Annotated in this window: 24 protein-coding genes; 13 read left to right on the top strand and 11 right to left on the bottom strand. The window is 63.4% G+C overall.

Annotation, left to right across the window (positions count from 1 at the left end; translation table 11 throughout):
- The first annotated feature begins 3 nt into the window (after window positions 1–3).
- From yidC to LB556_RS06740, 4 genes are all read left to right on the top strand, one after another.
- Window positions 4–1,839, top strand: a complete 1,836-nt coding sequence (yidC, locus tag LB556_RS06725; protein ID WP_224565346.1) for a membrane protein insertase YidC — start codon at window positions 4–6, stop codon at window positions 1,837–1,839.
- A gap of 365 nt (window positions 1,840–2,204) precedes the next feature.
- Window positions 2,205–2,423, top strand: a complete 219-nt coding sequence (locus tag LB556_RS06730) for a hypothetical protein (RefSeq protein ID WP_224565348.1) — start codon at window positions 2,205–2,207, stop codon at window positions 2,421–2,423.
- Between the two features lie 150 nt (window positions 2,424–2,573).
- The gene (locus LB556_RS06735) at window positions 2,574–4,541 is read left to right on the top strand and encodes a protein-L-isoaspartate(D-aspartate) O-methyltransferase (RefSeq protein WP_224565350.1); all 1,968 of its coding nucleotides are present in this window, start codon (window positions 2,574–2,576) and stop codon (window positions 4,539–4,541) included.
- Between the two features lie 212 nt (window positions 4,542–4,753).
- The gene (locus tag LB556_RS06740) at window positions 4,754–5,314 is read left to right on the top strand and encodes a fasciclin domain-containing protein (protein ID WP_224565352.1); all 561 of its coding nucleotides are present in this window, start codon (window positions 4,754–4,756) and stop codon (window positions 5,312–5,314) included.
- Window positions 5,315–5,509: 195 nt separating this feature from the next.
- On the opposite strand, the gene LB556_RS06745 is transcribed toward LB556_RS06740, so the two are convergent.
- From LB556_RS06745 to LB556_RS06755, 3 genes are read right to left on the bottom strand one after another with little or no spacing between them, the layout of a single operon-like run.
- Window positions 5,510–7,057, bottom strand: a complete 1,548-nt coding sequence (locus tag LB556_RS06745) for an MDR family MFS transporter (protein ID WP_224565354.1) — start codon at window positions 7,055–7,057, stop codon at window positions 5,510–5,512.
- The gene (locus LB556_RS06750; RefSeq protein WP_224565356.1) at window positions 7,054–8,343 is read right to left on the bottom strand and encodes an HlyD family secretion protein; all 1,290 of its coding nucleotides are present in this window, start codon (window positions 8,341–8,343) and stop codon (window positions 7,054–7,056) included. Before LB556_RS06750 ends, LB556_RS06745 begins: the two co-directional genes overlap by 4 nt.
- Complete coding sequence (locus LB556_RS06755) at window positions 8,336–8,800, bottom strand: MarR family winged helix-turn-helix transcriptional regulator (protein ID WP_224565939.1); 465 nt, start codon at window positions 8,798–8,800, stop codon at window positions 8,336–8,338. The genes LB556_RS06750 and LB556_RS06755 overlap by 8 nt, the downstream gene beginning before the upstream one ends.
- Window positions 8,801–9,415: 615 nt before the next feature.
- Here LB556_RS06755 and LB556_RS06760 point away from each other — a divergent pair.
- The 3 genes from LB556_RS06760 to LB556_RS06770 are packed head-to-tail and all read left to right on the top strand — an operon-like array spanning window position 9,416 to window position 11,458.
- Window positions 9,416–10,054 carry a CatB-related O-acetyltransferase gene (locus tag LB556_RS06760; protein ID WP_224565358.1) on the top strand — a complete coding sequence of 213 codons (639 nt, stop codon included), beginning with the start codon at window positions 9,416–9,418 and terminating at the stop codon, window positions 10,052–10,054.
- Window positions 10,051–10,710: a ribosome biogenesis GTP-binding protein YihA/YsxC gene (gene yihA, locus LB556_RS06765; RefSeq protein WP_224565360.1), complete on the top strand. Its 660-nt coding sequence runs from the start codon at window positions 10,051–10,053 to the stop codon at window positions 10,708–10,710. Before LB556_RS06760 ends, yihA begins: the two co-directional genes overlap by 4 nt.
- Window positions 10,711–10,756: 46 nt before the next feature.
- Window positions 10,757–11,458 carry a hypothetical protein gene (locus LB556_RS06770; protein WP_224565363.1) on the top strand — a complete coding sequence of 234 codons (702 nt, stop codon included), beginning with the start codon at window positions 10,757–10,759 and terminating at the stop codon, window positions 11,456–11,458.
- A gap of 79 nt (window positions 11,459–11,537) precedes the next feature.
- Here LB556_RS06770 and LB556_RS06775 read toward each other — a convergent pair whose 3' ends face one another.
- Entirely contained in the window at window positions 11,538–12,350 is an 813-nt protein-coding gene (locus LB556_RS06775) for a tetratricopeptide repeat protein (RefSeq protein ID WP_224565365.1), read from the bottom strand.
- Between the two features lie 12 nt (window positions 12,351–12,362).
- A complete protein-coding gene (locus LB556_RS06780) occupies window positions 12,363–13,082 on the bottom strand; it encodes a TetR/AcrR family transcriptional regulator (protein ID WP_224565367.1) in 720 nt (239 codons plus the stop codon).
- A 128-nt stretch (window positions 13,083–13,210) separates the two neighbouring features.
- Here LB556_RS06780 and LB556_RS06785 point away from each other — a divergent pair, with 128 nt between their 5' ends.
- Both LB556_RS06785 and LB556_RS06790 read left to right on the top strand, forming a co-directional pair.
- Complete coding sequence (locus LB556_RS06785) at window positions 13,211–14,401, top strand: HlyD family secretion protein (protein ID WP_224565369.1); 1,191 nt, start codon at window positions 13,211–13,213, stop codon at window positions 14,399–14,401.
- Between the two features lie 74 nt (window positions 14,402–14,475).
- On the top strand, window positions 14,476–16,071 hold the full coding sequence (locus LB556_RS06790) for a DHA2 family efflux MFS transporter permease subunit (protein ID WP_411908570.1): 1,596 nt from the start codon (window positions 14,476–14,478) through the stop codon (window positions 16,069–16,071).
- A 117-nt stretch (window positions 16,072–16,188) separates the two neighbouring features.
- On the opposite strand, the gene msrB is transcribed toward LB556_RS06790, so the two are convergent.
- The 4 genes from msrB to LB556_RS06810 form a co-directional block, all read right to left on the bottom strand.
- Window positions 16,189–16,689 carry a peptide-methionine (R)-S-oxide reductase MsrB gene (gene msrB / locus LB556_RS06795; RefSeq protein ID WP_224565371.1) on the bottom strand — a complete coding sequence of 167 codons (501 nt, stop codon included), beginning with the start codon at window positions 16,687–16,689 and terminating at the stop codon, window positions 16,189–16,191.
- Window positions 16,690–16,914: 225 nt separating this feature from the next.
- A complete protein-coding gene (locus LB556_RS06800; protein WP_224565373.1) occupies window positions 16,915–17,472 on the bottom strand; it encodes a fasciclin domain-containing protein in 558 nt (185 codons plus the stop codon).
- A gap of 225 nt (window positions 17,473–17,697) precedes the next feature.
- Window positions 17,698–18,420, bottom strand: coding sequence for an anti-sigma factor domain-containing protein (locus LB556_RS06805; protein WP_224565943.1), 723 nt, complete (start codon window positions 18,418–18,420; stop codon window positions 17,698–17,700).
- A complete protein-coding gene (locus LB556_RS06810) occupies window positions 18,417–18,956 on the bottom strand; it encodes a sigma-70 family RNA polymerase sigma factor (protein ID WP_224565375.1) in 540 nt (179 codons plus the stop codon). The genes LB556_RS06805 and LB556_RS06810 overlap by 4 nt, the downstream gene beginning before the upstream one ends.
- Window positions 18,957–19,094: 138 nt before the next feature.
- Between LB556_RS06810 and LB556_RS06815 the strand changes: the two genes are divergently transcribed.
- The 3 genes from LB556_RS06815 to LB556_RS06825 all read left to right on the top strand — a co-directional run bounded on the left by LB556_RS06815 (window position 19,095) and on the right by LB556_RS06825 (window position 22,282).
- Window positions 19,095–20,594 carry an amidase gene (locus tag LB556_RS06815; protein ID WP_224565377.1) on the top strand — a complete coding sequence of 500 codons (1,500 nt, stop codon included), beginning with the start codon at window positions 19,095–19,097 and terminating at the stop codon, window positions 20,592–20,594.
- Window positions 20,595–20,754: 160 nt separating this feature from the next.
- A complete protein-coding gene (gene argB, locus LB556_RS06820) occupies window positions 20,755–21,648 on the top strand; it encodes an acetylglutamate kinase (RefSeq protein WP_224565945.1) in 894 nt (297 codons plus the stop codon).
- Window positions 21,649–21,880: 232 nt separating this feature from the next.
- Entirely contained in the window at window positions 21,881–22,282 is a 402-nt protein-coding gene (locus LB556_RS06825) for a response regulator (RefSeq protein WP_224565379.1), read from the top strand.
- Between the two features lie 110 nt (window positions 22,283–22,392).
- On the opposite strand, the gene LB556_RS06830 is transcribed toward LB556_RS06825, so the two are convergent.
- Entirely contained in the window at window positions 22,393–22,869 is a 477-nt protein-coding gene (locus LB556_RS06830; RefSeq protein WP_224565382.1) for an Lrp/AsnC family transcriptional regulator, read from the bottom strand.
- 139 nt (window positions 22,870–23,008) lie between these two features.
- Here LB556_RS06830 and phhA point away from each other — a divergent pair, with 139 nt between their 5' ends.
- Complete coding sequence (gene phhA, locus LB556_RS06835) at window positions 23,009–23,845, top strand: phenylalanine 4-monooxygenase (protein WP_224565385.1); 837 nt, start codon at window positions 23,009–23,011, stop codon at window positions 23,843–23,845.
- Between the two features lie 88 nt (window positions 23,846–23,933).
- Here the strand turns inward: phhA and LB556_RS06840 are convergent, their stop codons facing one another.
- Window positions 23,934–24,380 carry an Lrp/AsnC family transcriptional regulator gene (locus LB556_RS06840; protein ID WP_224565387.1) on the bottom strand — a complete coding sequence of 149 codons (447 nt, stop codon included), beginning with the start codon at window positions 24,378–24,380 and terminating at the stop codon, window positions 23,934–23,936.
- Between the last annotated feature and the right edge of the window lie 241 nt (window positions 24,381–24,621).

The raw sequence follows: 24,621 nt of genomic DNA on the forward strand, positions 1-24,621 counted from the left end.
TCGATGGAAAACAACCGGAACTTCTTCATCACCATCGCGCTGTCGGTGCTGATCCTGACTTTGTGGCAGGTTTTCTACATGAACCCGCGCGTCGAGGCGCAGCGCGAGGCCGCCAAGATCGAACAGCAGCGCGTCGAGGAACAGAAGAAGGCGGCCGACGCCGCCAATCCCGGCGCAGCGACGCCGGCGCCAAGCACTGCGACCCCGGGCACTGCGACCCCGGGCGCCATCCCCACCGCCCCCGGCGGCGATGTCGTCACCGCGGCGAGCCGCGATCAGGCGCTTGCGGCTTCCAAGCGCGTCAAGATCGACACCCCGAGCCTCGAGGGCTCAATCAACCTGACCGGCGCCCGTCTCGACGATCTCAAGCTCAAGCACTATACCGAAACCGTCGACAAGAATTCGCCCGAGATCAGCCTTCTCAACCCGCAGGCGCTGCCCACCGGCTATTTCGCCGAGATCGGCTTCGTCGGCAACGACAAGACCGGCGCGGTGCCGGGTGCCGAAACGGTGTGGAGCGTGGACGGCAATCCGACGCTCACCCCCTCGACGCCGGTGACGCTCACCTACACCAACGACAAGGGCCTGACCTTCAAGCGCACCTTCTCCGTCGACGCCAACTACATGTTCACGGTGTCGGACACGGTGCAGAATTCCGGCTCGAGCGCGGTTTCGCTGTTCAACTACGGCCGCGTCACGCGCTACGACAAGCCGGCTGTCGCAAGCACCTATGTGCTGCATGAAGGCCTGATCGGCGTTACCGGTACCGAGGGTCTGGCGGAATACAAATACTCCAAGATCGAGTCCGACAAGCAGATCACGCCGGGCAAGTCGACCGACGGTTGGCTCGGCATCACCGACAAATACTGGGCCGTCACCTTGGTGCCGACCGAGAAGCAGCCTTTCCAGCCGCGCTACGCCTATTTCGAGGATGGCCGCCACCGCTACCAGTCCGACTTCCTGACCGACCCGATCAATGTCGAGGCCGGCCAGTCGGCGACCGTCGAGACGGAAATCTTCGCCGGTGCCAAGGAAGTCGCCAAGATCAATGCCTATGAGGCGGACCGCCACATTCGCCAGTTCAATCTTCTGATCGACTGGGGCTGGTTCTACTTCATCACCAAGCCGATGTTCTGGCTGATCGACACGCTCTACAAATTCTTCGGCAATTTCGGCCTGGCGATCCTGGCCACCACCGTCATCGTCAAGGCCATCTTCTTCCCGCTCGCCAACAAGTCCTACGCCTCGATGGCGAACATGAAGAAGATGCAGCCCAAGATGCTCGAGATCCGCGAGAAATACGCGGACGACAAGATGAAGCAGCAGCAGGCGATGATGGAGCTGTACAAGACCGAGAAGATCAATCCGCTCGCCGGCTGCTGGCCGGTGGCGCTGCAGATCCCGGTCTTCTTCTCGCTCTACAAGGTGCTCTACATCACCATCGAGATGCGGCACGCGCCGTTCTTCGGCTGGATCCAGGATCTGGCCGCGCCCGATCCGACTTCGATCTTCAACCTGTTCGGGCTCGTTCCGATCACGCTGCCGCACATGCTGATGATCGGCGTGTGGCCACTGATCATGGGCGTCACCATGTTCCTGCAGATGCGCATGAACCCGACGCCGCCGGACCCGACGCAGGCCGCGATCTTCACCTGGATGCCCGTCATCTTCACCTTCATGATGGCAGGGTTCCCGGCGGGCCTCGTCATCTACTGGGCGTGGAACAACACGCTGTCGATCCTGCAGCAGGGCGTGATCATGAAGCGCCAGGGCGCCAAGATCGAACTCTGGGACAATCTGCTGGCGCTGTTCCGCAAGAAGCCATCGCCGGCGGAATAGAGGGCTTCTTTGGCAAAGAGCCCACCCCGGTAACCATAAAGTCGGGCGATTTGGCCAAGAGCAGATTTGACGGCTGGGTCCTGTGTCCTGCAGGGCTCAGCCTTTAGTTTCAGTGATGCAGCGCGCGATGCCTAGCCCGGCACGCGATAGGGACCGAGCCGGCATCTTCCTCGCCTCCCCTCATTGCCGCAATTCGAACCTCGCTGCTGCCGGATTGTCCGTGTGGAACTTATCCTGCGTTCAAGAGTTCGCGCACAAGGCTTCCTAAAGCTCCCGCGTGGGAGATCAGGTCGACGCGCCCGTTAAAGTCCAAGGCAGTGCAGCGGATCGACCTCATCACATGCTACTTGCAGCGAGGCATTCCGATGAGCAGCAACGTTCACCCAAAGACACGCAAGGTCACCGACAAGGATTTGAAGCAGAACCCCGGAATTGGTGCCTCCAGGGGCACGATCAAAGGTGGCGATCTTCTCGACCAAGAGGAGGAACTGGACGGCGAAAACACTTTTGAGGGAGATGTGGAAAACGACACCACACCGCAAGGCGGTGTCAATCCCCGTCAGACCGGGCGAACTAACGAATAGGAGCCGGCCACGGCCGGGCGTCGAACGTGCAGAGGAAGACCGGCAGCCATGGTCCGGGGCCGGAAGCTGGGAGACCGGATACCGCTGGAGTAGAGTTCGCTCGTCAATGACGTCACGTCGACCCGATCAACCGCCTGATTGGAGGCTGTCATGCTGGATTTCGATCACGCCAGGCATCGGATGGAGGCCCACATCGCGCGCCGCGGTGTGCGTGACAAGCGGGTTCTGAATGCAGTGCGCCGGGTCGCGCGGGAGCAATTCGTCGACGAAGGTTTTGAGGAATTCGCCTATGAGGACAGTCCGCTGCCGATCGGCAGCGGACAGACGATCTCGCAACCCTTTATCATGGCGAAAATGGCTGAGATGGCCGAGATCGAGGCTACCGATCGCGTGCTGGAAATCGGCACCGGCTCGGGCTACGCAGCAGCCGTACTGGCCGAACTTGCTGAACACGTTTTCACCATCGAGCGGCACCGATCGCTCGCGCAACAGGCGGAGCGGCGGCTCAATGCCGCCGGTTACCGAAACATCGAGGTTAGGGTCGGCGACGGCACGAAAGGCTGGCAGGAAAAGGCACCCTTCGACGCTATCGTCGTCGCGGCCGCCGGCAAATCCATTCCCCTCGGCTTGCAGGAGCAGTTGGAGATCGGCGGCAGGCTGATCATTCCGGTCGGTGAAGACCCTTACTCCCAGCGGCTCGTTCGGCTCACGCGGATTGCGGCAAACAAGTTCGAGGAGGAGGACCTCGGCGCTGTCATGTTCGTGCCGTTGATCGGCGAGCATGGCGGGCAGGACGAAAGCCCGCGGTCGGCGCGCGAGGTGCGCCCTCCTCCATTGCCGCAGCAAATCGCGCGGGCGGCCGAAGATCTGCCGCCGATCGACGATCCGGCCTTCGGCGCGATGTTCGACCGGTTCGGCAGCCGGCGCGTCGTCTTGCTCGGGGAAGCCAGCCACGGCACTTCGGAATTTTATCGTGCGCGCGCGGCTGTCACCCGACACCTGCTCCAGCGACACGGGTTCACCATCGTGGCCGTCGAGGCGGACTGGCCGGATGCGGCGCAGATCAATCGATATATTCGCGCAGAGGACCGGCAGTCGGATGCGCAGCCGCCTTTTCAGCGCTTCCCGACCTGGATGTGGCGCAACACCGAGGTGGCCGCATTCGTCGGCTGGCTGCGTGAATACAACCGGGACGTGCTCGATGCGCGGAAAGCAGGCTTCTACGGACTGGATCTCTACAATATGAGCGGCTCGATCGCCACGGTGCTTGCCTACCTGGAAAAGGTTGATCCTGAAGCGGCCGCCGTCGCGCGCGAGCGCTACGGCTGTCTGATGCCTTGGCAGAACGAGCCCACCACCTACGGACGGGCGGCGCTGCGGCCGGGCTACAGAACCTGCGAAGAGGCCGCGGTCCGGCAGTGCATAGACATGTTCGAACGATCCATGGCGGAGGGTGACGGCGATCTCCTCGACGCCAGGCAGAGTGCACGTCTGGTCGCATCGGCCGAGCGGTACTACCGCGTGATGTATTATGGTGGCGCCGAGACTTGGAACCTCCGCGATCGGCACATGTTCGAAACGCTCGATCAGCTTCTCGAAGCGCAAGGACCGGATTCCAAGGCCGTGGTATGGGCGCATAACTCGCATATCGGCGACGCGCAGCATACCGATATGGGCACTGTCCGCGACGAGCTGAACATCGGCCAGCTCTGCCGGGAACGCTTCGGTGCCCGGACGGCATTGATCGGCTTCGGAACAGATACCGGTACTGTCGCCTGTGCCTCGGAATGGGGCGGTGAGATGGAGGTGAAGGATGTGAATCCTTCGCTGCCGCACAGCTTCGAACGGCTATGTCACGACAGCGGCAAACCGTCGTTCCTGCTGGATTTTGGGCGCCATGGCCAGCTCGGCGCCGATCTGGCGGCGCCGAGGCCGGAACGCTATATCGGCGTCATCTACCGGCCGGAGACTGAACGACTCAGCCATTACATGGACTCGTCCGTCTCCCTCCAGTTCGATGCCTTCGTTTGGTTCGATCGAACGTCCGCGGTCACGCCGCTCTCCATTTCGACCGACAGCACCGGCAAGGTACCGGATACATTCCCGTTCGGCATCTGAGGTCCGGAACTTCATTCCAGTGCATTGGCGGGTCAGAGGTCCTCAACCGCGCGGCCTGTCGAGAAAGCCTTGTTCCGTCCGGGGTTTTGTTAGGGCGAGCGTCGCTTCACGTTCCCGTGATCGGCGAAACTGAAAGCGTACGCGCGGCGTGACTGCTTGTGCGTTTCCAAAGGCTATCAATTCCGATCAGCCCTCACCCGGAGGAAGACCACATGCGCTTGCCCACATTTAGAACCGTTGCCCTATCGGCCCTTGTTGCCGGCATGACGATTGCCGCTCCCGCCTACGCCAAGAACCCGAATGTCGGCGGCGCGCCGATGTACACCACCAAGAACATCGTGCAGAACGCGGTGAAGTCGAAGGATCACACGACGCTGGTCGCCGCCGTGAAGGCAGCCGGCCTGGTCGACACGCTGCAAGGCGCCGGCCCGTTCACCGTGTTTGCACCCACCAACGAAGCTTTCGCGGCACTGCCGGCAGGCACGGTCGACACGCTGCTCAAGCCCGAGAACAAGGGCAAGCTCACCAAGGTGCTGACCGCGCATGTCGTGGCCGGCAAGATCTCAGGCGCCGAGATGATGAAGAAGGCCAAGGCGATGGGCGGCAAATACGAGATGAAGACCGTCTCGGGCGACACGCTCACCGCCGAGGTCAAGAAAGGCAAGCTCTACATCATGGACGAGTCCGGCGGCGAGGCGAAGGTGACGGTCGCCGACGTCAACCAGTCGAACGGCGTCATCCACGTCGTCAACAAGGTGCTGTTGCCGAAGTAGCGGCTTCCGGCGAAAAGGGGGCGTTGGCGGATCGTGGGGCTTTCTCGGTCCGCCATCCCCGCCTCATGACGAGGTGCCATGTTTTTGGGAAGCCGTATCGGCGAGGCCGGGGTCCTGTAGTCCCTCACAGGACCCCGGTTTCTTTTTATGGGCCGCTGGGCTTCAGCGTTCGAAGCCCGACCCGTTTCCGGCACGTCACTCCATGACGGCGCTGTGGTCGACCTTGGCCGGCGTTCCCGGCTTGCGCAGCAGCAGCACCAGCGGGATGGCGGCCAGCGACAGGATCATCATCAGCTTGAAGTCGTTCATGTAGCTGATGATCGTCGCTTGCAGCGTGACCACGCCGTCCAGCGCGGCGCGGCCGGCGGCGGTGTAGGGGTTCATCGCCTGAAAGATCGCCGGATCGCCGAACGCCTGGTTGAATGGCGTCACATAGGTGGCGATGTTGGCGTGGTTGATCTGCACATTCTGCGTCAGCAATGCGGTGACCACGGATATGCCGACGCTGGAGCCGATGTTGCGCGACAGGTTGTAGAGGCCGGTGCCTTCCGCGCGCCGCTCCGGCGCCAGCGTGGCGAAGGTGATGGTGGTCAGCGGCACGAACAGGAAGCCGAGCCCCGCCCCCTGGACGAAGCCGGTGGAGACGATGGTCCATTGCGAGACGTCAGGCGTCCAGCCGGTCATGTCGTACATCGCCCAGGCGGTGATCAGCAGGCCGGCAAGAAGCAGCCAGCGCGTGTCGACCTTGCCGATCAGCCTGCCGACCAGGAACATGCAGGCCATCGTGCCAAGCCCGCGCGGCCCCATGACGATGCCGGCCGTCACCACGGGATAGCCCATCAGCGTCTGCAGGTATGGCGTCATCAGCGCCAGAGAGGCCAGGTAGGTGATGCCGATGATGAAGATGAAGATCATGCCGACGGCGAAATTCCGGTCGAGGAAAAGCCGCGGATTGACGAAGGTGTCGCGGGCGGTGAAGGTGTGGACGAGGAAGATGTAGAAGGCCGATGCGCAGATCACCGCCTCGACGATGATCTCGGATGACGAGAACCAGTTGAGCTGCTCGCCGCGATCGAGAAACATCTGCAAGGCCGCTATGGTTATGCTGAGCATGCCGAAACCCAGCCAATCCAGCCTTGCCTTGAAGTCCAGCTTGGTTTCCAGGACGTAGAGCGACACGCCGGCGAAGGCCAGCGCGCCGATCGGGACGTTGATGTAGAACACCCAGCGCCAGCTTACATTTTCGGTCAGCCAGCCGCCGATGACCGGTCCCAGCACCGGCCCGACCATCACCGAGATGCCGAACAGCGCCATGGCGGAGCCGCGCTCCTCCACACTGTAGATGTCGAGCAGGATGCTCTGCGACAGCGGCACCAGGGCCGCGCCGAACAGCCCCTGCAGCAGGCGGAAGCCGACGATCTGCGGCAGCGACTGGGCGAAGCCGCACAGCACCGAGGCGACGACGAAGCCTGTGATCGAGGTCAGCAGGATGCGCTTGCGGCCGAAGCGGTTGGCAAGATAGCCCGAAGGCGGCGTCATCACCGCCGCCGCGACGATGTAGGAGGTCAGCACCCAGTTGATCTGGTCGGCGCTGGCCGAGACGCTGCCCTGGATATAGGGCAACGCGACGTTGGCGATGGTCGTATCCAGCGCCTGCATGATGACGGCCAGGATCACGCAGGCAGTGATGGCGCCGCGATTGGCGACCACCGGCGTGGCACCTGTCGCAGGCGCGCTGGTCATGACTTTTGTCCGAACAGGCCGATGAGATTGGTGACGAAGTCCGGCAGGCCGCGTGCATGACCCGTGTCGACGTCGAGCACCACGCTCATGCCGCCGCGCAGCGGCGGTTTGCCCTCGATATCGTCGATCGTCACGCGCATCGGGATGCGCTGCACGACCTTGACCCAGTTGCCGGTGGTGTTCTGCGCCGGCAACAGCGAGAAGCTCGACGACGAGGCGGGGCTGATCGAGGCGACCGTGCCGTGCCAGACGGCCCCCGGATAGGTATCGACGCTGATCGTCGCCGTCTGTCCCGGCCGCACATAGGTCAGCTCGGTTTCCTTCGGTTCCGCCGCGATCCACAGATCGGTCGACGAGACGAGGCTGAACGCCGGCTGCGAAGCCGGCAGGTACTTGCCGACCTGCAGCGCGTCGACATTGGTGACGATACCGTCGAACGGCGCCTTGACCACGGAATCGGCAAGGTTGCGCTGGGCATCGTCGACGCCCGACTGGGCCTGCAGGTAGAAAGGGTTCTTCTCCACCGGCTGGTTGGCTTCGCCGCCGAGTTGGGCGAGCGTGGCCTGCGCCTGCGCCCTGGCGACGGACACTTTCTGGCGCGCGGCAACGAGGTCGTGCTGGGCGCTGTCGAAAGATGCTTTCGAAGCGGTGGAGGTCTTGAGCAGATCCTGCTGCCGCTGGAAAGCGGCCTCGTAATAGGGGATGTCGGCCTGCGCCTGCTCGATCTGCGACAGCGACTGCTGGTAACTCGCCTCGAGCGTCAGCACCTGGTTGCGTACGGTGCCGAGTTGGGCCTGGGCGGCGGCGACAGCGGTCTCGAAGGACGCCGGTCGCAGACGGAACAGCACGTCGCCCTTCTTGACCGCCTGGTTCTCATGCACGTCGATCTCCTGCACCGTGCCGGAGACGTCGGTCGAGACGCCGAGCGACTGCGCCTGGATGTAGGCATTGTCGGTCGTCATCAGCTGGCCGCCGGTGACGTAATAATAGCCCCCGACGACGAGCGCGACGGGAAGCAGGGCAAAAAGGACGGGCCGCGTCAGGCTGCGCTTCGGTTTGGCCGGACCAGGAGCGGCGCCGGCATGGGCGCGGGTCGGCTGCGGCTCCTTGGCCGGGGCCTCGAGTGCCGCCGGCTCGAGCGCGACCGGCGCTTCCAGCTCGTCATTTTCGACGACGACGCTGGCCCGCCTCTGCTCCCGCTGACTATCGAGCTGGATGATCTGGTCGGTCCGACCCGCCGGGGTTTCGTCTCCGGCGGGCTTCTTGGGGGATGTTGATTCAGCCATGTACTTTCTCCCGGTCGACGGCTGGCTGGGCGCAAGCCGCGAGCAGATTGGATTTGATCGAGCTTAGGGTCCGCAGCAGATGCTGCTGCGCTTCAGGCGAAAGGCCTGCGAAGGCCTCGTCTCGTGTCCCCTGGCCATTGCCGCGCATGATCTCGAGCAGCGGACGGGCATGCGGTGTGAGGTAAAGCAGCCAGGCCCTGCGGTCGGCGGGATCGGGCCGGCGCTCGATGAAGCCGCGCGCTTCCATCTTGTCGAGCAGCCGGGCGAGCGTGATCGGCACGATCTCGATGAGGTCGGCGAGCTTGTTCTGATGGATGCCTTCATGCAGCGAAAGGCAGGCCAACACCTGCCATTGGGCGCGGGTCAGCCCCGATGCGCGCGACCGCTGCTCGAACCGCTTGCGAAGCAGGCGCGCGACATCGTGCAGCACGAAGCTGATATTGGGCGAAGAGGGCATGGGAGGAGATCGGGGGTCGACTGACAACTTTTCGTGAGCATGCTTATTATCATCATGCACATAATCCTGCTGGACGCCACGCGCAAGACCGATTAAGGCCCGGGGAAGAAAAAACGCATGGGCCACCGTGCGGAAAAACGCGCCAGGCGGCGAGATAATCCGGCAAGGATTTTGGCGATGGATTGGATCAGGATCGCGGCCGTCACGGCTCTTGTTGCGTGCCCCGGTGCAGCGGCCGCGAAGGAAGCGGTAAGCTGTGGCGGCGCCGCCATGCTGGGCGGCGCGCAGCTCAACTGCAGCCACGTCGAACCCAAGGCACCGCCGCAGTTCTGCACGTTTAGCTGGGCCCTTCACACGATGGCGGGAGATCAGAAGGTTTGTCGAAGGCAGTTTCATGCTGCCTCCCGGAGCGTCGAACGTTCAGGTCTATCAGGGCAGTGGTTTCGACAGCGCGCTGTCCAACCCGATCGTGATCTGCCGCGGCAACAAATGAGCGCGACGAGCAAGGAAGGCTCGCTCGTCAGCCGATTGGTGCTATAGGGCGGATCACGTTATTTTGACCAGGCACGCGGATTCCGGATTCGTGTGGCTCTCACTTCCTGGACGGACTTCGACATGGACGGACCCAACCCCGGCATCAAGCACCCGATCCCGATGCACACGCGCGTCGGCTTCCTCAAGCCGCTGGTCACGGCGCCGAACATCGAGATCGGCGACTTCACCTATTATGACGACCCGGACGGGCCCGACAAATTCGCCGAAAAATGCGTGCTGCACCACTACCCCTTCATCGGCGACAAGCTCGTCATCGGCAGATTCTGCGCCATCGCCGAAGGTGCGCGTTTCATCATGAACGGCGCCAACCACGCCATGTCAGGCTTCTCGACCTATCCGTTCAACATCTTCGGCCATGGCTGGGAAAAGGGTTTTGACCCGGCGACATGGTCGAAGGAAGTGCGTGGCGATACGATCGTCGGCAGCGATGTCTGGATCGGCATGGAGGCGGTGGTCCTGCCTGGCGTGGAAATAGGCCATGGCGCCATCATCGCGGCGAAATCGGTGGTGACGCACGACGTGCCGCCCTATGCGATCGTTGCAGGCAACGCGGCCAAGATGGTCAAGATGCGTTTCGACGACAGGACGATCCGGCGGCTGCTGGCGGTGGCGTGGTGGGACTGGCCCGTCGACAAGGTCGGCCGCAACCTCGATGCCATCAGGGGCGCCGACATCTCTCTTCTGGAGGCAGCAGCTTGAACGTTCCCGACAGCACCACGATCGGCACCGACCTGTTCACGCGCGGGTGGATCTTCATCCGCGGCGTTCCGGCCATGAAGTTCCTGCCGCCGGAAGGGCCGCCGGAGATCGCCTTTGCCGGCCGCTCCAATGTCGGCAAGTCGTCGCTGATCAACGCCCTGGTCAACCAGAAGGGGCTGGCGCGCACCTCCAATACGCCGGGGCGCACGCAGGAGCTCAACTATTTCGTGCCGGACGGGTTTTCGGGCGAGGGCGCCGACCTGCCGCCGATGGCGCTGGTCGACATGCCGGGCTACGGCTACGCCACCGCCCCCAAGGAGAAGGTCGACGAGTGGACCAAGCTGGTCTTCGACTATCTCAAGGGCCGGGTCACGCTGAAGCGGGTCTATGTGCTGATCGACGCCCGCCACGGCATCAAGGCCAAGGACGACGAGGTGCTGTCGCTGCTCGACAAGGCCGCGGTCTCCTACCAGATTGTGCTGACCAAGACCGACAAGATCAAGGCCGCTGGCGTGCCGCGCCTGATCGAGGAGACCCTGGTCAAGATCAAGAAGCGGCCCGCGGCGTTTCCATTTGTCCTGGCGACGTCATCGGAAAAGACCGAGGGCCTGGAGGAATTGCGTGCAGCGATCGTGCTCGCCGCCAATGGCGGTTAAGAGCCGGATGATTTCAGGCCGAGTCAGTGCCGTTTGAGGGCATAGGATGCGTATCGTTTTTCGTTGTGATCCCGCGCTTGCCGAAACGCTGCCCCGGCCGGTTCCGGCGCGCGCCCTGCTGCCTGACTGGCTCCGCAAGATGCCTCCGAAAGCCTTTTCGGAAATCCATGGGCGAGAGATCCGGACCGTAAAGCAGTGCCCGCCCTTCGTCGATGCCATGACACATGGCTTCATGATCCTGCTGCCATGCGATGTGACAGTCGAGAACGGCGCCTTTGAATGGCGGTGGGACATCGCCGGGCCGTCAACGAAGGGCCACCCGCGTTCGCCGCTCAGCTTCCATGTCGCCGAACAGCTCGCCGGAGCACCGTTCTCGAATGGGCTCGCGGCCATAAAGTTCAACAGCTTCTGGACGATCGAGCTGGAGGAAGGCTGGTCCCTCTTCGCTACCCATCCGGTCAACCGCGACGATCTTCCTTTCCGACTGGTGACCGGTGTTGTCGATGCCGATCATTTCCAGGACGCCGGCATCAATTTCCCGGCAATTTGGACCGACCACGGTTTCTCCGGCGTGCTGGCGAAGGGCACGCCGGTTGCGCAATGCTTTCCCGTGCCGCGCGCCGCGCCCGAACTCGTCTTCGAAAGCTTCGATGCCGCGCGCAAGGCTTCCTACGAAAAGACCGTTGCCGATGTTCTTGCCAAACCCGGCGTCTACCGGAAGCAGTTTCGCGTAAAACGCGCCCGCTAGAGCAATTCCAGGGAAAGTGCGTAGCGGTTTCCGTCCGGAATTGCGTGAAAACAAAGAGTTGGAATTTTCCTGGAGCTCTCTAGCCGCCAAGCAAGCCCTTCAACGCTTCGCGGTCGATCCAAAGCTTGCCGTGCGGCGCCGACGTCAGGGCCATCGCGATGACGCCGAAGGTCGTGGCGCGCTGCTGGTAGGCCGACCGGTAGGCCTCCATCGCGCCGTCCATGTCGCCCGTTTGCTGCAGCGCCACCCCAAGATTGACCGCCGCTTCGGCGTCGTCGGGACGTATCTCCAGCGCTTTGCGAAAGGCGGCCGCTGCCCCCACATGATCATGCAGATCCTGCCTGACAAGGGCGAGGTCGAACCATGCCGATGCGGGCGCGTTGCCGCTCACGGCCCGCTCCAGCAAAGGTGCCGCATCGGCAGGCATTCCGTCCTCGAAAAGCATGCGGCCCAGACGCGCTGCCGCTTCTCCAGACAAGGGATCGGCAAGCGTCACCCGCCGCCACGCCTCGAGCGCCCGGGCCCGGTCGCCAGCCTCGTCGAGTGTCCGCGCCTGCTCGACAAGCACGGCTGCGTCAGGCGCCAATTCCGCCGCGCGTGAGAGATGGGAGAGCGCCTGGTCGAAATCCCGTGCCGCCCGCGCCAGGCGGCCGGCGAGCAATTGAGCCGATGCGTTGTCGGCCCTGATCGCCAGACTTGCATGAATATGGGTGCGGGCTCGCGACAGCTCTCCCTTGGCGAAAAGAACGGCGGCCATGAGATGGTTGAGCCCTGGGTCGTCCGCGCTCCGGCGAAGAGCCTCCTCGCAAAGCAGCCGCGCCTGCTCGTGGCGGCCGGCGTTGAAGTCCGTCACGATGCGCCGCATCTGATCCTGGAGCTTCGGATCGCCCATACCGATCTGCCTTTACGCTTGCGGCGGGGCTTTTTCGTCCTCGACAAGCCTTTCGGTGCCGTAGGCTTTCAGGAACATGTTGACGCCCGACCTGACGATGTGGTCGATCTCGTCCTGGGTCGGGGCCTTGGTGCGGTAGGCGAAGATGCACTGCCGGAAAAGACCGGCCAGGCACAGTTCGGTGAACTGATAGGCGGCGAGATCGACATCGTCGATCTCGAGCAGGCCGCGCTCGATGGCGGCATTGAGGAACGTCACGACCTTGTCATGGCCGCGCTTCGGCCCGCGTTCGTAAAAGCGGGCGCCCATGTCGGGTATTCTGTCGGATGCGCCGATTACCGTGCGCTGCGCCTGGATGACCCTGGCCGAGGTGATCTTCATGGACAGCACCTTGCCGTACTTGACCAGCGTCTGGCGCAGATCGTCCGCGCGGTCGAGCATGTCGTACATGTTCTTGAAGATGGTGCCGCGCTCTTCCTCGATCAGCGCCTCGAACAGCTCTTCCTTGTTGGCGAAGTAGACATAGATGGTGCCTTTCGAAACGCCGGCCTCGCGCGTGATGTCGTTCATCGAAGCGGCCTCGAAGCCCTTTTCGATGAAGACACGGCGGGCGCCGGCGATGATCTGGCTGCGCTTGACCGGGTCCTGTCCGGCAGCCGGCCGGCCGCGGCGCAGGCCATCCAGCAGATCCTCGCACTGGTCGGTTTCGGCGCCACGCACAGGCTCAACCATGAAAGTCACACCTCGAAAATTATTCGAACCACCCGGTTCGATTTCCACTTGATATGGTCCTCTTTACGCGCTATGTCAACGCCCAGATCGAACCGAACGGTTCAGTATTATAACTTTAGAGAGATGTCATGTCCTCGAACACGCCTGCCACCGCTGAAGTCCGTCCTTTCCCCAATGCCAAGGTTGCCCCAGCGACGGAAGTGCCCGACGTCCACGTCCAGCCGGCTGTCGCACCGCCGCCGGCGGCTGAAGCTCCGGCCAAGAAGAAGCGCTCGGTGCGCTCGTTCCTGCTGCCGATCATCGGTCTTGCCCTGCTGAGCGGCGGCGCCTGGTACGGCTATGACTACTGGACCACGGGCCGCTTCATGATCTCGACGGACGACGCCTATGTCCAGGCCGACATGGCGTTCGTCTCGCCAAAAATTTCCGGTTATGTCGATCAGGTCGTGGTCAGCGAGAACCAGCAGGTCAAGGCCGGCGATCCGCTGCTGACGATCGATTCCGGCGACTACAAGATCGCCGTTGCCCAGGCCGAGGCGCAGATCGCCACGCTGGCAAAGACGCTCGACCGCATCGACGCGCAGACCAAGGCCGCGCAGGCCTCCCTGCAGCAGGCGCAGGCGCAGAAGGTCGCCGACCAGGCCGCCGCCGACAATGCCGGCCGTGCCCAGCAACGCGCCGCGCAACTGGTCAAGACTCATGTCGGTACGCAGGCACAGCTGGACGACGCCCAGACCGCGCTCGACCAGGCAAATGCCGCGCTCGTCGGCGCCGACGCGCAGATTGCCGCCGCGCAGGCCAATATCGGCGTGCTCGAGGCGCAGCGCGCGGAATCCGCCAGCACGCTGGCATCGCTGCAGCTTGGCCGCGACAAGGCCGCGCGCGACCTCTCCTTCACCGTGCTCAAGGCGCCGTATGACGGCGTCGTCGGCAACCGCTCCGTCGAACAGGGCGATCTGGTCAGCCCCGGCCAGAAGCTCGCCGTGGTGGTGCCGATGGACAAGCTCTACATCGTCGCCAACTTCAAGGAGACACAGCTTGCCCGGCTGGTCCCTGGCGAAAAGGTCAACATCTCAGTCGACGCCATCGACGGCCAACCCATCCAGGGGACCGTCTCGTCGCTGGCGCCTGCCTCGGGCTCGGTGTTTTCGCTGCTGCCGCCGGAAAACGCCACCGGTAATTTCACCAAGGTCGTGCAGCGCGTGCCGGTCCGCATCGACGTACCGGCCGATGCGCTGAAGACCGGCAAGCTGCGCGCCGGCCTCAGCGTCGTCGTCGCCGTCGACAGCCGCACCGCACCCGCCGCGACCAGCAACTAAGCGCTTTTCGGAGGGCGGCTTGGTGGCCGATCAAGGCACCGAGCCGCCCGGCCTGCCTCAAGGAGGCCCAGGACATGGCAACCGCAACCATCACCGCAGGATCGCCGCCGGCTATGCCGGCCGTGCCCGACACAATCTCGACGCGACGCGTCATCGCCTTCCTGGCGATGGTGTTCGGCATGTTCATGGCTATCCTGGACATCCAGATCGTCTCGGCCTCGCTGGCCGAGATCCAGGCCGGCCTCAGCGCCAGCTCCGACGAGATACCGTGGGTGCAGACGGCCTATCTGATCGCCGAGGTGGTCATGATCCCGCTGTCGGGCTTCCTCAGCCGGATGCTGTCGACGCGCGTGCTGTTCACCATCGCGGCCGCGGGCTTCACCGCGGCCAGCGCCCTTGCCGCGACCGCCACCAACATCGACCAGATGATCGTCTACCGCGCCGTGCAGGGCTTCATCGGCGGCGGCATGATCCCGAGCGTCTTCGCGGCGGCATTCACCATCTTCCCGCCGTCGCGCCGCGCCATCGTCTCGCCGATGATCGGCCTGGTGGCGACGCTGGCGCCGACCATCGGTCCGACCGTCGGCGGCTATATCAGCCACGCCTTTTCATGGCACTGGCTGTTCCTGGTCAACGTCGTGCCGGGCATCCTGGTGGCGACCGCGGCGTGGTCGCTGATCGATTTCGACAAGCCCAATCTCAAGCTGTTCTCGAAGTTCGACTGGTGGGGCCTTGCCGGCATGGCGGCCTTTCTCGGCTGTATGGAATATGTGCTTGAAGAGGGCCCGAACAACGACTGGCTGCAGGACCAGGCGGTCTTCATCTGCGCCATCATCATGACCATCGGCGCGGTGATCTTCTTCTGGCGGGTCTTCACGGCCGAGGAGCCTATCGTCGACCTCAAGGCGTTCAGCAACATCAATTTCGCCTTCGGCTCGCTGTTTTCCTTCGTCATCGGCATCGGCCTCTATGGCTTGACCTATCTCTATCCGGTCTTCCTCGGACGCATCCGCGGCTACGATTCGATGATGATCGGCGAAGCGCTGTTCGTCAGCGGCCTGGCCATGTTCCTGACCGCGCCCATCTCCGGCATCCTTTCGAGCAAGATGGATCTGCGGCTGATGATGATGATCGGCCTGTTCGGCTTCGCCACCGGCACCTGGTGGATGACGCATCTGACCGCCGACTGGGACTTTTACGAGCTGCTCATCCCGCAGATCCTGCGCGGCTGTTCGATGATGCTGTGTATGGTGCCGATCAACAACATCGCGCTCGGCACCTTGCCACCGGACCGGCTGAAGAATGCGTCCGGACTGTTCAACCTGACCCGCAACCTCGGGGGCGCCGTCGGCCTTGCCGTCATCAACACCGTGCTGATCGACCGCAATGCGTTCCATTACGCCCGGCTCTCAGAACATGTGCAGTGGGGCAGCGCCGCCGCGCAGACCAAGCTACAGAACATGACGCTCAATTTCGAGCAGACCACCGGGCTCGACGCCGCGAGCGCGGCGATCTCCAAGTTGTCGGGCATGGTCCACCAGCAGGCGGCGCTGCTGTCCTTCATGGATGTGTTCTATCTGCTGACGGTGCTGTTCGGCACACTGGGGTTCTTCACGATGCTGATCAAGAAGCCGGCCGCGCCCGGTGGTGGCGGAGGCGGCGGGCATTGAAGCAAGGAACCGTGGCAGCGGTTTTCGGGAAGCTCCTCCAGTCCACGCCCGAAAGCCCCGACCCACGCAAAAAACTCCGGGCCGCAAAGCCCGGAGTTTTTTGTTGCCTTGGCGTCGTCAGGCGGTCGCCGGCTTGAAGCTCAGCGCCACGCCGTTGATGCAGTGGCGCAGGCCGGTCGGCGCCGGACCGTCGTCGAAGACATGGCCGAGATGACCGCCGCAGCGGCGGCAATGCACTTCGGTGCGGGTCATGCCCAGCGACCGGTCCTCGGTCTTGCCGATGCCATTGGCGATCTCCTGCCAGAAGCTCGGCCAGCCCGTGCCGGAATCGAATTTCGTCTCCGAGGGATAAACCGGCAGGTCGCAGCCGGCGCAGGCGAAGATGCCCTTGCGGTGTTCGTTGAGCAACGGGCTGGTGCCGGGATACTCGGTGCCTTCCTTACGCAGCACGTCGAAGGCGGCCGGCGACAGGATGGCCTTCCATTCGTCCTCCGTCTTGGTGACCTCGAATTTCTCGGCGGCCTGCGCGGACTGCGGACCCATGCGCAGCATCGTTGCCGCGGCTCCGACAACGCCGATGGCGGCGGCACCGCTCAAAAGAAAGTCGCGACGGTTCATGACCAGTTCCTCCTGTCGTCTGTTTTGCCAAACTATACCGCCGCCCGAAAGTCAAAAGCCGGTGACGGTTGCCCCAAACGACACTCCGCGCCGTTCCACGGTCCACCGTGACGGCGCGGAGCATGCGTGTCGATTGCGGAGCACGGGAGCGAGACAACGCGATCGACGGAGAGCTCTTGCAGCGGGTTCGCCCGCAGCAAGCGCCTTGTTACATCTTGCGCCCGATCACATCTTCGGGAGCAGAACCTTGTCGATGACGTGAATGACGCCGTTGGACTGTTCGACATCGGCGATCGTCACATTGGCGACGTTGCCGTTCTCGTCGGTGACGGTGACCTTGCCGCCATCGGCCTTCAGCGACAGTTCGCAGCCGCCGACCGTCTTGACCTTGTGGGTGCCGCCATCGGCCTTGGCCATGGCCATCACATCCGCCGCCATCGCCTTGGCACCGATGACATGGCAGGTCAGGATCTTGGCGAGCTTGTCCTTGTTCTCCGGCTTGAGCAGGGTGTCGACCGTGCCTGCCGGCAGTGCCGCGAAGGCTTCGTTGGTCGGCGCGAAGACGGTGAACGGGCCAGGGCCCTGCAGGGTCTCGACAAGACCGGCAGCCTTGACGGCAGCAACCAGCGTCGTGTGATCCTTCGAATTGACGGCGTTCTCGACGATGTTCTTGTTGGCGTACATGGCGGCGCCGCCGACCATCGGGTTTTCGGCATACGCAGCAGTGGCGAGTGCGGAAACGGCGATCGTGCCGGCGAGCAAAAGGGTAGCGAGTCTACGCATGATGTTCAAACTCCTCGGGGTTTCTCTTCCCATTTTTGGGGACGTGAGGAGATACGAAGCACAATCGCGTGAGTTTCAGAATATTTTCGATTTTTAAATTATTCGCACCGCGACAGAGTTTTTGAGGACGAGGCGATCTGCCGGCTTAAAGAGCCACCTAGACGTCCGCCATGAAAGATAGACTGGATGTCTTCTGTCTTGGTGCCGCAAGACAGAAGGGGTCGCTCAGATGCTCTTCAAGTCGCCCGCGGCAACCACGGGGCCGGTGGGCTGGCCCGTCGGCGAGCCGCCGGCCGGCTCAAGGCTGACAGCCAGCACAGCGCCTTGCGCCAGCCTTTGCTGCGTGGCGGGCGAGACCCCGATATGCGCAGTCGCACCGGCCGGGATGACGCCCATCGAGACCGGGGCGCTCTTGCCCTCGATCATCCAAAGTTCGAAGTCCTTGCCGGAAGCGAGCGCGCCGGAAACATGCGAAAGGCTGACCTCGTGCCGCTCGGAATCGTAGACGGCGAGATACTTCACGTCGCTGCCGTCGGCGGCCAGCGATGCAACAAGGCGCGCCTGCGGCTGTTCAGCCGGGCGATTGACGTAGGGCACGGCGACATAGAGAGCCAGAGCAGCAACAGCCGCGACGGCAAGGCCGCGCCAGAAGGCAAGGCTGGACCAGAAGCCGGCGCGCGGCTCAGCAGAGACGGCCGCGGCCGATGCAAACAGCCGGCGGTCGATCGCCGGCTTCACCGAAGCCGGTGGTTCGGTTTCCGGATAGGCCGCGGCCAGCGGCGACAGGCGAACTTCCCAATCATCGACGAGCCGCGCGAAATCGGCTTCGGAATCGATGCGCCTGGATGCGATCCGCCGTTCGTCAGATGGCAGCACACCGAGCACGTATTCGGCGGCGAACATGTCGTCGCCCCCACGTTCCGGTCCATTGTCCTCTGCCAGCGTCATCTTTCCAGGCATTCCCTGAGTTTCATCAGGCTGCGGCGCAGCCAGGTGCGCATCGTGTTCAACGGCACGCCGTGGCGTTCCGCAAGTTCGGCATAACTTTCGCCCTTGAGATAAGCGCCCCGGACGGCCGCCGCCCGGTCTTTCTCCAGTTCATCGAGACAATGATGGATGCGTTCCGATTCGCCGCTCGCCACCACCATCGCTTCAGGTCCCGGCGCCGGATCGGCCACGTCGAGCGCTGCATCGATATCGGCGGCCGGCTTGCGCCGCGCTCGGATGCGATCGATCGCATGGTTGCGCGCGATCGCCACCAGCCAGGAGATCGGGCTCAGATCGGATACAGCAAAACGATCCGCCTTCATCCATATCTTGACGAAGACTTCCTGTAGCGCTTCTTCCGCGTCTCCCCGGTCGTTCAATACACGAAGGCAAACGCCGAAAAGTTTCGCGCTGGTCTGCCGGTAGAGCAGATCGAACGCGGCCCGGTCCTTCATCGAAGTCCGGACGATCAGCTTGGTGATGTCCTGCGGCGTCATGCGAGGCAAATTAGGCAATTGCGTTGTATTTGCAACGCCGTAAACATTCCATGCACCTAAAGTTCCGCCGTCCGGGCGCAGGCTGCGATTGCCAAGGGAATTGCCGCTGACTAGCTTGGCGGCAACGGGGGAGCGCGCATGTCCGTCGAACGGATCTTGTGGGAAGAAGACGCAACCGGCCTTGCCGGCCTGGTGCGCAAGGGCGAACTGTCGGCGATCGAGCTGGCCGAGGCGGCGATCGCCCGGGCCGAGGCCACCCGCCCCGAAATCAATGCAACGGCACAGCCGCTCTATGAGGCAGCGCGGACCCGCGCGAAGGCCATCGACCTTTCTCTGCCGCTGGCCGGCGTGCCCTTTGCCATCAAGGATCTCGGCATCGCCATCAAGGGCGTGCCCTCGCATGGCGGCAGCCGCATTCCGGCCTGGGTGCCCGACTTCAACTCGGTGATGACCGACCGCTATCTCGCCGCCGGGCTGATCCCGATCGTCACCTCGACGTCGCCCGAGCACGGGCTGCGGCTGATGACCGAGTCCAAGGCCTTCGGCATCACCCGCAACCCCTGGAATACCGGCCACACCACCGGCGGTTCGTCGGGCGGTTCGGCGGCGCTGGTCGCCGCCGGCGTCGTCCCGGTGGCGCATGCTTCCGATGGCGGCGGCTCGATCCGCGTGCCTTCGGCCTGCAGCGGGCTTGTCGGTCTCAAGACCTCGCGCGGCCGTGTCCCGCTGTCGCCGCTGGTGAGCGAAAGCTGGTACGGAATGGTCGTCGATCACGCGGTCACCCGCTCGGTGCGCGACTGCGCGCTGCTGCTCGACCTTACCCACGGCCCCGACACGCTGGCGCCCTATGCCGCGCTGCCGCCGAAGGGCTCGTTCGCCGCGGCCGCCGCGCGCGATCCCGGCAAGCTCAGGCTGGCCGTGTACCGCAAATCGCCGCTTGGCCTGCCGATCTCGGCCGAGACGCTCAAGGCGCTCGACATTGCCGTGGCGCTCGCCCGCGAGGGCGGCCACACCGTCGAGGAGATCGACCTGCCCTTCATCGGCCGCGATTTCTTCGCCGACTTCTGCACGACGGTCGCCTCCGCCGTCGCCGGCTCGTTACGGGGTGAAGCGCTGCGCGTCGGCCGTTCCGTCACCCGAGACATCGAGCGCGCCACGCGGGTGCTGGGCCGGTTGGGCGAAATGATCTCGGCCGGCGAAACCTATGCCGGCCTGCAACGGCTGCATGCCGCTTCGCGGCAACTGATCACCGAGACCGCGCGCTACGACGCGGTGCTGATGCCCATCATCGCGCACCCGCCGCTTGCCTGCGGCGCCATGGACCCGAAAGGCGCCGATGAACTGATCGAAAACCTGCTCGACAAGCTGCATCTCACCCCACTGCTCAAGATCAAGCCGCTGTTCGGCCAGTTGATGGACAAGAGCCTTTGGTTCACGCATTGGCCGGCGATCCACAATGTCAGCGGCCAGCCGTCGATCGCCCTGCCCGTCCATGTCACGGACGCCGGCCTGCCGCTCGGCATCCAGGCCGCCGGCCGCCCGGGCGACGAGGAAACGCTTCTGTCGCTCGCCGCGCAGATGGAAAAGATCTCCGGCTGGCTGACGCGGCGGGCGCCGCTGATGGTGCCGTCACACTGACGACACCGTGAACCGCTCGAATATGACAGCAATGCCATTTGCGGCTCGCGTCAATTCCCGCTAAGACGCCGCCGTCCTTACCTGATGCGTGCCGCCCAGCAGTGCCCAGCGGTTTCGGGACAACGAGATGCATAGAACCAAAACCCAGGAACCCACGCCGATGACGGACGTCGCCGCCACCGCCGAAATGCAGGCCGCCCTCCTGTCGCGGGCGCTGCCCTACATGCAGCGCTACGAGAACAAGACCGTCGTGGTGAAATATGGCGGCCACGCCATGGGCGATATCGAACTCGGCAAGGCCTTCGCCCGCGACATCGCGCTCCTGAAGCAATCCGGCGTCAATCCGATCGTCGTGCATGGTGGCGGGCCGCAGATCGGGGCCATGCTCACCAAGATGGGCATCGAATCCAAATTCGAGGGCGGCCTGCGCGTCACCGACCAGAAGACGGTCGAGATCGTCGAAATGGTGCTGGCCGGCTCGATCAACAAGGAGATCGTCGCGCTGATCAACGCCGAGGGCGAATGGGCGATCGGCCTGTGCGGCAAGGACGGCAACATGGTGTTCGCCGAAAAGGCGCGCAAGACCATGATCGACCCGGACTCCAACATCGAGCGCGTGCTCGATCTCGGTTTCGTCGGCGAGCCGGTCGAGGTCGACCGCAGGCTGCTCGACCTTCTGGCGCGCTCCGAGATGATTCCGGTGCTGGCGCCGGTGGCGCCCGGCCGCGACGGCCACACCTACAACATCAACGCCGACACCTTCGCCGGCGCCATCGCCGGCGCCTGCAAGGCCTCGCGCCTGCTGTTCCTCACCGACGTGCCGGGCGTTCTCGACAAGAACAAGAAGCTGATCGACGAACTGACGGTCGCGGAGGCCAAGGCGCTGATCAAGGACGGGACGGTCTCCGGCGGCATGATCCCCAAGGTCGAGACCTGCATCGAGGCGATCGAGCGCGGGGTCGAAGGCGTCGTCATCCTCAACGGCAAGACGCCGCATTCGGTGCTGCTCGAACTGTTCACCGAACACGGCGCCGGCACGCTGATCGTCCCCTGAGCGGCGGCCGGGTCGCAGCCGGCCGATCAGGCGGGTTCCTGCAAAAACTTGCATGGAGGGCTCGCGCAAAGCTCGATCTCACCCAATCTTGGCTCCTGTTGCATGGCCGGCTAAAACAGCACACGCAACAGTTTGGTCGCGCGATATCAACCATCACGTTTATTTTATCGGCTAGCTGCAACCAAAGTGCGGTTATGCGGTTTGTTGGCATGGGGTAGGGGTGCATTCCACCATGAGCGATAGCGCGGTCCTCGTCGTTGAAGACGAGCCAATGATACTGCTGGACCTTGAATCGGCTCTGGAGGGGGCCGGCTTTCAGGTCGTAGCGCTTTCGAACGCCGAAGCGGCGATCGAGTTGTTCGATGCGGACCCGGAAAACTTCAGCAGCCTGCTGACCGATATCCGCCTTGGGTCGGGAAAGTCAGGTTGGGAACTGGCCAAGCACTTGAGGCGCGCCCATCCGACCATCCCTGTCGTGTATATCAGCGGTGACAGTGCGCCACATTGGGGCGCCGAAGGTGTTCCTGAAAGCATAATGATCACCAAGCCCTTCGCCCCGCCTCAGATCATCACGGCCCTGTCTACGCTGCTCAATCAGCAACAACCGATGCCGCCAGTTGACGCAGAGGCTTAGGCCGCATGCATGTCATCTCTGCGATCGACAAGGCGGCCGGATGCGCCGAGGTCGATCGGTTCCAGCAGTTTGCGTGCAGCTTTCCTTAAAAAACGAGAAGGCCGTTACCATCAGCGCCTGAGATGCGCGAGCGGCACGTGGCCAGGTCCTTTGATGTTTTGCAGCACCAGCTGCGTGTGGACGTCGCGCACGCCGTCGAGCCGCATCAGCCGGTGCATGACGAAGGCGTTGAGTTCGTCGACCGACGGCACCATGACATGCAGCAGGAAATCGTGGTCGCCGGTCATCGTCCAGCATGACGACACCTCGTCCATGCGCTGCACGGCGGCAATGAAGCTTTCGGGCGAGCCGTCGCTATGGCTGACCAGACGCACCTGGATGAACACCTCGACCATCAGGCCGACCGCACGTCGGCTGATCAGGGCGGCAAATCCCTTGATGATGCCGGCTTCCTGCAGCGCTTCGAAGCGCCGCGCGCAGGGCGTGGTGGAGAGCCCGATCTCCTGCGCCAGCTCGGACACGGGCTTGCGCCCGTCGCGCTGCAGGACATCGAGCATCCTGACCTCGAAATCGTCGAACTGAGGCATTTTCACTCCTCCCGGCCGAATTTCGAGTGAATGCTATCCCAAATGTGGCGAGCGAGCCATCATCAAAACCGATTTGCCTCTGCGGGTCGGGTTAGCCTTGCGACACGTCAACCATTGATGATTTGCGAGGAGAAAAGCCATGACGACGATGAGCGTTGCCGAATATGCCCGTGACTGCGCGGCGCAAGGGTTGCGCGGCGACTATTCGGTCTGCCGCGCCGATTTCACCGTGGCGCAGGGCTATGATTATTCGGCCGAGGAGCAGGCGGTCTGGCGCACGCTGTGCGACCGCCAGACCAGGCTGACGCGCAAGCTCGCCCACCATTCCTATCTTGACGGCGTGGAGAAGCTCGGCCTGCTCGATGCCATTCCCGATTTCGCTGATGTCAGCGCCAGGCTGCGCAAGCTGACCGGCTGGGAGATCGTTGCCGTACCGGGCCTCATTCCCGCCGCGCCATTCTTCGATCACCTCGCCAACCGCCGCTTCCCGGTCACCAACTGGCTGCGCACAAGGCAGGAGCTCGACTACATCGTCGAGCCGGACATATTCCATGATTTCTTCGGCCATGTGCCTGTGCTGTCCCAGCCGGTCTTTGCCGACTTCATGCGGATGTACGGCAAGAAGGCCGGCGACATCATCGCGCTCGGCGGCGACGAGATGATCACCCGGCTCTACTGGTACACGGCTGAATACGGCCTGATGCGGGAGGCCGGCCAGCCGCTGAAGGCGTTTGGCGCCGGATTGATGTCGTCCTTCACCGAATTGCAGTTCGCCGTCGAGGGCAAGGACGCCCACCACGTGCCTTTCGACCTGGAGACGGTGATGCGCACCGGCTACGAGATCGACAAATTCCAGCGCGCCTATTTCGTGCTGCCGTCCTTCGACGCCTTGCGCGATGCCTTCCAGACCGCAGACTTCGAGGCGATCGTCGCGCGCCGCAAGGGGCAGCCGGCACTCGACCCGGCGACGGTCTAGTTCGACTGAATGGCGGCAGAACGTCCTGGCTGGCCGAGCGTTCTCCGCCGCCGCCGGGACGTCCCGCAACCTCCTGCAATGCCACCTGCTACAATGCGTACATGGTCCGGTTGAACTTCGTCTCCATCACGACATGGGAAGCGGTTTTGATGACGCCGCCGATTTCGTTCACGGCGTTGACCTGGCGGTTCAGCTTTTCGAGCGTCTCGGCGGCAAGGTGGATGATCAGGTCCCACTCGCCGGTTATGGCGTAGACCGCCTGGATCGAAGGCATTGCCCTGATCTTTCTGGAGACGTCCGGATAGCTTTTGTTGTTCAGGGCGGCGAGCGTGAAACAGTGGACGGCGTTCTGGACCGCCGCATTGTTCAGCCGCACGGCATAGCCTTCGATAATGCCGCCTGCCTCCAGCTTCTGTATCCGCTCCTGCAGCGCTGTGCGCGATACGCCGAGCTGACGTGCCAGCGACGCGACCGGTTCACGCGCATTCTTCTGCATCAGCGCGAGCAGCTGACGATCCTTATCAGTCAATTCCACAAACAAATCCTCTCGTTCGATCCGGGCCGCAACCATCTCATCTGTCACGCGATCCTATCGGCTGAACCGCCTCCGCGACAATCCGGAAGTCTGGCCGGCGCGAGCGGAGCAGGGCGAACACATCCGGCACTTTGCCGGCTCAAGGCACGCAATGACTGCGCTATCGCCATTATCCGTCATTTCGCCGGGTAGAAGCCTTCTTTTTGCGAGCTGACTGTCCGGGGTCACAGACGCCGATCCA

It is taken from the genome of Mesorhizobium sp. ES1-4 (genome assembly GCF_020164745.1).
Taxonomy (GTDB): domain Bacteria; phylum Pseudomonadota; class Alphaproteobacteria; order Rhizobiales; family Rhizobiaceae; genus Mesorhizobium.

Bases quoted from the DNA above. Each gene is read 5' to 3' on its own strand.
- LB556_RS06750 (WP_224565356.1), bottom strand. From the start codon at position 8,343: ATGGCTGAATCAACATCCCCCAAGAAGCCCGCCGGAGACGAAACCCCG.
- msrB (WP_224565371.1), bottom strand. From the start codon at position 16,689: ATGAACCGTCGCGACTTTCTTTTGAGCGGTGCCGCCGCCATCGGCGTT.
- LB556_RS06745 (WP_224565354.1), bottom strand. From the start codon at position 7,057: ATGACCAGCGCGCCTGCGACAGGTGCCACGCCGGTGGTCGCCAATCGC.
- LB556_RS06770 (WP_224565363.1), top strand. From the start codon at position 10,757: ATGCGTATCGTTTTTCGTTGTGATCCCGCGCTTGCCGAAACGCTGCCC.
- LB556_RS06825 (WP_224565379.1), top strand. From the start codon at position 21,881: ATGAGCGATAGCGCGGTCCTCGTCGTTGAAGACGAGCCAATGATACTG.
- LB556_RS06815 (WP_224565377.1), top strand. From the start codon at position 19,095: ATGTCCGTCGAACGGATCTTGTGGGAAGAAGACGCAACCGGCCTTGCC.
- LB556_RS06755 (WP_224565939.1), bottom strand. From the start codon at position 8,800: ATGCCCTCTTCGCCCAATATCAGCTTCGTGCTGCACGATGTCGCGCGC.
- yidC (WP_224565346.1), top strand. From the start codon at position 4: ATGGAAAACAACCGGAACTTCTTCATCACCATCGCGCTGTCGGTGCTG.
- LB556_RS06775 (WP_224565365.1), bottom strand. From the start codon at position 12,350: ATGGGCGATCCGAAGCTCCAGGATCAGATGCGGCGCATCGTGACGGAC.
- phhA (WP_224565385.1), top strand. From the start codon at position 23,009: ATGACGACGATGAGCGTTGCCGAATATGCCCGTGACTGCGCGGCGCAA.
- LB556_RS06790 (WP_411908570.1), top strand. From the start codon at position 14,476: ATGGCAACCGCAACCATCACCGCAGGATCGCCGCCGGCTATGCCGGCC.
- argB (WP_224565945.1), top strand. From the start codon at position 20,755: ATGACGGACGTCGCCGCCACCGCCGAAATGCAGGCCGCCCTCCTGTCG.
- LB556_RS06830 (WP_224565382.1), bottom strand. From the start codon at position 22,869: ATGCCTCAGTTCGACGATTTCGAGGTCAGGATGCTCGATGTCCTGCAG.
- LB556_RS06735 (WP_224565350.1), top strand. From the start codon at position 2,574: ATGCTGGATTTCGATCACGCCAGGCATCGGATGGAGGCCCACATCGCG.
- LB556_RS06805 (WP_224565943.1), bottom strand. From the start codon at position 18,420: ATGACGCTGGCAGAGGACAATGGACCGGAACGTGGGGGCGACGACATG.
- LB556_RS06780 (WP_224565367.1), bottom strand. From the start codon at position 13,082: ATGGTTGAGCCTGTGCGTGGCGCCGAAACCGACCAGTGCGAGGATCTG.
- LB556_RS06740 (WP_224565352.1), top strand. From the start codon at position 4,754: ATGCGCTTGCCCACATTTAGAACCGTTGCCCTATCGGCCCTTGTTGCC.
- LB556_RS06800 (WP_224565373.1), bottom strand. From the start codon at position 17,472: ATGCGTAGACTCGCTACCCTTTTGCTCGCCGGCACGATCGCCGTTTCC.
- LB556_RS06785 (WP_224565369.1), top strand. From the start codon at position 13,211: ATGTCCTCGAACACGCCTGCCACCGCTGAAGTCCGTCCTTTCCCCAAT.
- LB556_RS06760 (WP_224565358.1), top strand. From the start codon at position 9,416: ATGGACGGACCCAACCCCGGCATCAAGCACCCGATCCCGATGCACACG.
- LB556_RS06810 (WP_224565375.1), bottom strand. From the start codon at position 18,956: ATGACGCCGCAGGACATCACCAAGCTGATCGTCCGGACTTCGATGAAG.
- LB556_RS06730 (WP_224565348.1), top strand. From the start codon at position 2,205: ATGAGCAGCAACGTTCACCCAAAGACACGCAAGGTCACCGACAAGGAT.